This is a genomic window from Bizionia gelidisalsuginis (assembly GCF_008086185.1).
Taxonomy (GTDB): domain Bacteria; phylum Bacteroidota; class Bacteroidia; order Flavobacteriales; family Flavobacteriaceae; genus Bizionia; species Bizionia saleffrena.
In genome coordinates this window covers 132,449-138,587 of sequence record NZ_VSKN01000009.1, presented here as the reverse complement: position 1 = coordinate 138,587, position 6,139 = coordinate 132,449, and the positions used below count along the sequence as shown (strand labels likewise).

Genomic DNA, 6,139 nt, shown 5'->3' with positions numbered 1-6,139 from the left:
TATTGAAGAAGCTAGAAAAACAGAAAAAACGCATAGACCAGAACTTCTCGCTAACGGAGATACCCATAGACAGTTGCTGGCCAGGAGTCGATATCTGCTATTTAAACCAAAGACCAAATGGACTGCAGGACAAATAGAAAGAGCAGAAATATTGTTTAAGCTTCATCCAACTATTGAAAAAGCCTATAAGTTAGCTCAAGCACTAAGTTATATATATGAAAACAATACGAATAAAGATGTAGCAAGACTAAAATTGGCTCAGTGGTATAACGAAGTAGAAAACTCAAATTTTAAGTCCTTCAATACCATTGCAAGGTCTATACAAATCCATTACAAACCAATTTTGAATTATTTTAACAACAGGAGCACCAATGCTTCCGCGGAATCTTTTAATGCAAAAATCAAAGAGTTCAGGTCGATGTTTACAGGCGTAAGAGATGTTAAGTTTTTCTTGTTTAGACTTACTAAATTATATGCCTAATTTATGTCACTCCCCAAAAATATTCCTTGATCCTTGAATAGTTCTAAGTTTACAGCCATTTCACCGGCAGATTGAACCTGAGCTATAGAATTAGTATAAGTAATGAATAACAGCGCCGAAAGGGCAAATAGCCTAGATTTTATCATCAAATAGTTTTATAATTTGCAGTTTATGTGTTGAAAATCACAATATTAGTGATAATCAGAGGTTCTCTCAAGATAATCGGGGTCCATTTTTTGGTATAAACAAAGCCCTAGATTTAAAACATACAGTACAGACTTCTACTCTCTAGATATAGCAAACCTGCTATATAGAATACGCTCTATTAAAACGAAAGATTGTAGTACCTATTTAGTCTTAATTTTGAGAAAACACTTTTATTTAACCGAAAAATCCTTTCCAGTTAATTACGAGCTTAGGATTAAGCAAATGGATTGTTTTTGTGTTCTTATTCCAAACAATTTGCTTCTGTTTTCAAATTTTATTAAATTATAAAATCAAACACAGAATTTTCAATTATTCCAAATATACAACCTATTAGAGCTTGTACCGTATTTTTTTAACTCTAATTGAAATTCTAGAATGGAATTAAGACGGCGTACCTTACTATAATAAACAAAAAAAGCTTCACATTTCTGTGAAGCTTTACTAGTAGCGGGAACTGGACTCGAACCAGTGACCTTCGGGTTATGAGCCCGACGAGCTACCTACTGCTCTATCCCGCGTTGTTCGACTGCAAAGATACAAACCTTTTTAGATATAACAAGCCTATTTTTAATAAAATTTTACTGTTCTATATTAACCGCTTCAAAACCAATAAGTTCACCGTCAAAAAAAATTACAGATAACTGTATTGGGTTACAACACACCTCGCAATCTTCTACATAAGTCTGTTTAGACTCGCTAGGATCAAGTAGCATAGAGATATTTTCCCAACAATATGGGCATTGAAATAAGTATTCGTACATAATTTATAGCATAAAAAAGAGCCAACTAAATAGCTGGCTCTTGTTGTATTATAATAGCAATTTGTAAAAGAGTGTTAATCTCTCTCTACAACATAAGTGTCTTCTATATTTAAAATAGCTTTCTTAACGTCAACCTTATTATCGATAACACTAACATATTCACGAGCCATCATATTATCGCTAATCATTAATGTATTAAGTTTTGATAAGTTATTTAGTTGAATTGGTAAATGACCTACCAATTTATTTTCGGATAAGATTAGCTCTTCTAACTGCTTTAAATCGCTAAGTTCTGTTGGAATATACCCGTGTAATTTATTATCGATAAGACTTAACTTTTTGAGTAGTATTAGTCTGCCTAACTCAACAGGAATATCTCCAGTTAAAAAATTGCTTCCCAATTCTAAAGATTCAAGTTTATTCAATAGTCCTAAAGACGTCGGAATAGAACCAGATAATGAATTACTATACAACGCTAATTTCTTTAAGTTTTTTAAATCTCCTAACTCTGAAGGAATAGTTCCCTCAAACGTATTTAAAAATAATTCCAATGTATTTAAATTGCTTAACAGCCCGAGTGAAGCAGGAATTGTTCCCGCGATTTTATTGAAACCCAGATTTAGATTTTGTAAATATTTAAGATTTCCTATTTCTTGAGGTAATGTCCCCGTTAGATTATTCAATTGTAAATCTAAAGCAACAACTTTATCATTTTCTACAGTCACTCCGTACCACGTAGTTACTGGCTCAGAGAGATCCCAAGTATTTGTCCACTGCTCACCCTGTGTAGAACTATATATAGCTAATAATGCCTCTTTTTCTAATGAAGAGATGTTTGCGACTGCAAAGGCAGAGACCAACAAACAAAGCAAGGTTAATTTAATAGTTTTCATAAGGTTAGATTTAAGACTAATTATATATCAAATATACTTTGAAATATGACCAACTACAAGTTTTTTCGACGAACGACACAAATAATGTTAAAAACATAGCTTTTAATAGGCTACTAATAACTTCTAACCTACCTGTAAACACTGTTAAATAGCCGCTCTTTCTAATATAACTTCTCTAATTCTTCTTGAACATTCTCCCAGTCTTCCATTAAAGTCTTCAGTTTTTCTTTTTTAGCTTCGTAAACACCAAAAAACTTAGGATCTGAAACGACCTCGTCGTAATTAGTTGCTAATTCAACGTCGATTGCTTTGATATCTTTTTCTAACTGATTTACTTTAGACTCAATATTACTCAATTTATTATTAAGAGATTTTAGTTTCTTTTGGTCGCCGTAACTCTGTTTTTTGGTTTCTTTAGGTGTTTCTTTTACAACCGTTCGCTTTTCCACTTCTCGTAAATTTTCAACTTTACGTTGCTCTAGGTAATAATCGATATCCCCTAAATACTTTCTAATATTCTGATCCTTAAATTCGTAAAGTGTTGAGGTTAATCCTTGTAGAAAATCTCTATCGTGAGAGACGAGAATTAGGGTGCCTTCAAATTTTATTAAGGCCTCTTTTAGTACGTTTTTAGATTTAATATCCAAGTGGTTAGTAGGCTCATCCATAATAAGCACATTAAACGGTTGCAGCATTAATTTTGCTAGTGCCAAACGGTTTCTTTCCCCTCCAGATAATACTCTTACATATTTGTCTGCATCATCCCCGCGAAATAAAAACGAACCTAAAATATCGCGTACTTTACTTCTGTTGGTTTCATTTGCCGCATCAATCATAGTATCTAAAACGGTTTTGGTACCGTCTAAATATTCTGCTTGATTTTGTGCAAAATACCCTATTTGAACGTTGTGACCCAATTTAAGATAGCCACCGTGCTCAATATCACCCACTAAAATTTTAGCCAATGTCGATTTACCCTGTCCGTTTTGCCCTACAAAGGCGGTTTTAACATCGCGCTCTATCAATAAGTCAACTCCCGAGAGTACTTGCTTTTCACCATATCTTTTAGAGAGATCATCAGCTTCAATAACCACTTTACCTGGCGTTATAGAAACAGGAAAATTTAAGGTCATTACACTATTATCATCTTCATCAACCTCAATTCTATCTATTTTATCCAGCTTTTTTATTAAAGATTGCGCCATTGTCGCTTTACTTGCTTTGGCTCTAAACTTTTCAATTAATTTTTCGGTTTGCTCAATCTGCTTTTGCTGATTTTTTTGCGATGCCAATTGTTGCGTTCTTAACTCTTCGCGCAACACTAAATATTGCGTATATGGTTTCGGATAATCGTAAATACGCCCTAAAGAAATTTCAATAGTACGATTCGTAACATTATCTAAAAACATTTTATCGTGCGATACAATAGCTACTGCACCAAAATAGTTTTTAAGAAAACCTTCTAGCCAGATAATAGATTCGATATCTAAGTGATTTGTTGGCTCATCGAGAAGTAATACATCGTTATTTTGAAGTAACAACTTTGCTAATTCTATACGCATTCTCCATCCTCCAGAGAACGTATCGGTTAGTTTATCGAAATCTTCTCTTTGAAATCCTAATCCTTGAAGAATTTTTTCGGTTTCCCCTTGATAATTATAACCTCCGATTATCTCATATTGGTGCTGTACCTCATTAAGTTCCACCATAAAATCGTGGTACACGTCACTTTCGTAATCGGTACGCTCGGCCAATTGGGTATTAATGTGCTCCATTTTAGCCTCCAATTCCTTAATCTCTACGAAGGCTTGGTGAGCCTCCTCTAAAACAGTACGCCCTAACACAAAATCGATGTCTTGTCTTAAGAAACCTATTTTAAGTTCTTTATCCGAAGCTATTTGCCCGGTATCGGGTTCCATGTCTTTAGACAATATTTTAAGCATTGTAGATTTTCCTGCCCCATTTTTTCCTATGAGCCCCACTCTATCACCATTACCGAGTTTAAATGTAATGTCTTCAAAGAGGTAGACCCCTTGAAATGATATCGATAAGTTATGTATGTTTAGCATAAATTTGCAACTATTGTTACCAAGTTTTAGATTAATAAAACTTAAGTTTGTGTTTTAAACGTGAGCTTACTTCAAGCTATAATTAAAATATGTTTTTCCCGAAAGATTGACTCCTTAATTGAAGAATTCTTTGACTAAAAAAAAACACTTTATTCTAACTTTCGAATTAAATCGCGTTTAGTTTATAAAAATGCAAAAGTACATAAATATTATGTTTAAAAAAGGATCTAAATTATACGGAATATTTAAAGGCGTTTGTCCGAAGTGTCATAACGAGTCTATGTACAAAAACACCAATCCCTATAAGTTAAATGATGTTTTTGAGATGCACGATAGATGCAGCCATTGTAATACAAAATATAAAATAGAACCCTCGTTTTTTATAGGTTCTATGTATGTTAGTTATGGTTTAGGTATTGCATTCTCTGTTGCTGCATTTGTTATTAGTTACCTTTTTATAGGAAGTTCTTTAACCACTGCTTTTGTCGCAATTGTAGTAACGCTCATTGGCTTTATGCCAATAATTATGCGATTATCTAGAAATATATGGATAAATATTTTTATGAGTTATGATAAAATTTTAGATAAAAACGCTAAGAAATAAATCGGAGATAGTCAATTTCTTGAGCAATCGCTCCCTTATTTTCTATCGCCTCGTATAACTTTTCTGCGACATAAGGACCAATCAAAACCCCACGTGTTCCTAATCCGTTTATAATGTGAACATTTTTATATTCGGGATGACTTCCTATTATTGGACGCCTATTGCTAACTGTTGGACGTATACCCGCCGATTGTTCTACTACTTTAAACGGACAATTAATTAAGGGCTTTAGCTTGCTTAAAAGCTGCTCCTTTGCAGTTTCAGTAACTGCATTGGTTTTATCCGTCCAATTATACGTAGAACCTACCGTATATAAATCGTTCCCTTTTGGAATAATAAAAACACTCGCTTTTAAAATGTAATCTATTTTAAGTGCTGGAGCGTGGATAGTTAATAATTCGCCTTTAGCTTCTTTTAAAGACACTCTAGGAAAAAATATGTTATTTACAACCCCGTAACCTTCAGCAAATACAATATGTTTAGCGGTAATATTTTTATAGCTAACTGCTGAAGTGTTTATAGTAAGCCCTTCAAAATCGAACGTTTCTTCAAGTAATTGGGCATTCGCTTTTAAATCCTGAGTATAACTATCAATAAGAACATTGGTGTCAATGCGACCTGTTTCAAGAACTTCACCAAAACCAAAGTCGGCATTTACTGAAGCGTTAGTATTTTTTTGAAGCGTTGTAGACATAAATCGAGACAACTCTAATTGATCTGAAGCCGCGTACCAATCATTTTGTTCCTCGAGAGAGGTAAACCGTCGGTAAACAGGAATTTTATAGTCTAGTTTTATATCCAACCGCTTTTCTATCGCTTTATACATTGGTAAAGCAACAGCTAATTGCTCAACCGATTTCCAGACTACGCTAAAGCGTTTTAAAACGACTGGATTGTAAACCCCACCAGCAACCAAAGAGGCTTGCTGAGAATGATTATTCATCACTACAAACGATTTGTTATTCGCAATTAATTGCTCGCAAAAGGAAATACCAGCAAGACCGCACCCTACAATAATATAATCTACATTCATAACCGCGAAGATATAATATAAAATGACGAAAGTGTCTTAAAACAAAAAACGCTCACTTAAAAAAGTGAGCGTTTTTATTAACTATAATTAT

6 protein-coding genes and 1 tRNA gene are annotated in these 6,139 nt (G+C 33.8%); 2 read left to right on the top strand and 5 right to left on the bottom strand.

Going from position 1 to position 6,139, the window contains the following annotated elements:
• Window positions 1–481: transposase (locus ES677_RS08790; RefSeq protein WP_148381037.1), on the top strand; the 481-nt coding region annotated here is incomplete at its 5' end.
• 652 nt (window positions 482–1,133) lie between these two features.
• Here ES677_RS08790 and ES677_RS08785 read toward each other — a convergent pair.
• The 4 genes from ES677_RS08785 to ES677_RS08770 all read right to left on the bottom strand — a co-directional run bounded on the left by ES677_RS08785 (window position 1,134) and on the right by ES677_RS08770 (window position 4,411).
• Window positions 1,134–1,206 (bottom strand) — tRNA-Met (locus tag ES677_RS08785).
• A 60-nt stretch (window positions 1,207–1,266) separates the two neighbouring features.
• Window positions 1,267–1,449 carry a CPXCG motif-containing cysteine-rich protein gene (locus ES677_RS08780; RefSeq protein WP_148368309.1) on the bottom strand — a complete coding sequence of 61 codons (183 nt, stop codon included), beginning with the start codon at window positions 1,447–1,449 and terminating at the stop codon, window positions 1,267–1,269.
• 74 nt (window positions 1,450–1,523) lie between these two features.
• Window positions 1,524–2,342, bottom strand: coding sequence for a leucine-rich repeat domain-containing protein (locus ES677_RS08775; RefSeq protein WP_148381036.1), 819 nt, complete (start codon window positions 2,340–2,342; stop codon window positions 1,524–1,526).
• A 161-nt stretch (window positions 2,343–2,503) separates the two neighbouring features.
• A complete protein-coding gene (locus ES677_RS08770) occupies window positions 2,504–4,411 on the bottom strand; it encodes an ABC-F family ATP-binding cassette domain-containing protein (protein WP_148381035.1) in 1,908 nt (635 codons plus the stop codon).
• Window positions 4,412–4,622: 211 nt separating this feature from the next.
• Here ES677_RS08770 and ES677_RS08765 point away from each other — a divergent pair, with 211 nt between their 5' ends.
• On the top strand, window positions 4,623–5,015 hold the full coding sequence (locus ES677_RS08765; protein WP_148381041.1) for a DUF983 domain-containing protein: 393 nt from the start codon (window positions 4,623–4,625) through the stop codon (window positions 5,013–5,015).
• On the opposite strand, the gene ES677_RS08760 is transcribed toward ES677_RS08765, so the two are convergent.
• The gene (locus ES677_RS08760; RefSeq protein WP_148381034.1) at window positions 5,005–6,048 is read right to left on the bottom strand and encodes an NAD(P)/FAD-dependent oxidoreductase; all 1,044 of its coding nucleotides are present in this window, start codon (window positions 6,046–6,048) and stop codon (window positions 5,005–5,007) included. The genes ES677_RS08765 and ES677_RS08760 overlap by 11 nt on opposite strands.
• Between the last annotated feature and the right edge of the window lie 91 nt (window positions 6,049–6,139).

Excerpts from the sequence above, each read along its gene's own strand:
- ES677_RS08760 (WP_148381034.1), bottom strand. The coding sequence starts at position 6,048 with ATGAATGTAGATTATATTATTGTAGGGTGCGGTCTTGCTGGTATTTCC.
- ES677_RS08770 (WP_148381035.1), bottom strand. The coding sequence starts at position 4,411 with ATGCTAAACATACATAACTTATCGATATCATTTCAAGGGGTCTACCTC.
- ES677_RS08780 (WP_148368309.1), bottom strand. The coding sequence starts at position 1,449 with ATGTACGAATACTTATTTCAATGCCCATATTGTTGGGAAAATATCTCT.
- ES677_RS08775 (WP_148381036.1), bottom strand. The coding sequence starts at position 2,342 with ATGAAAACTATTAAATTAACCTTGCTTTGTTTGTTGGTCTCTGCCTTT.
- ES677_RS08765 (WP_148381041.1), top strand. The coding sequence starts at position 4,623 with ATGTTTAAAAAAGGATCTAAATTATACGGAATATTTAAAGGCGTTTGT.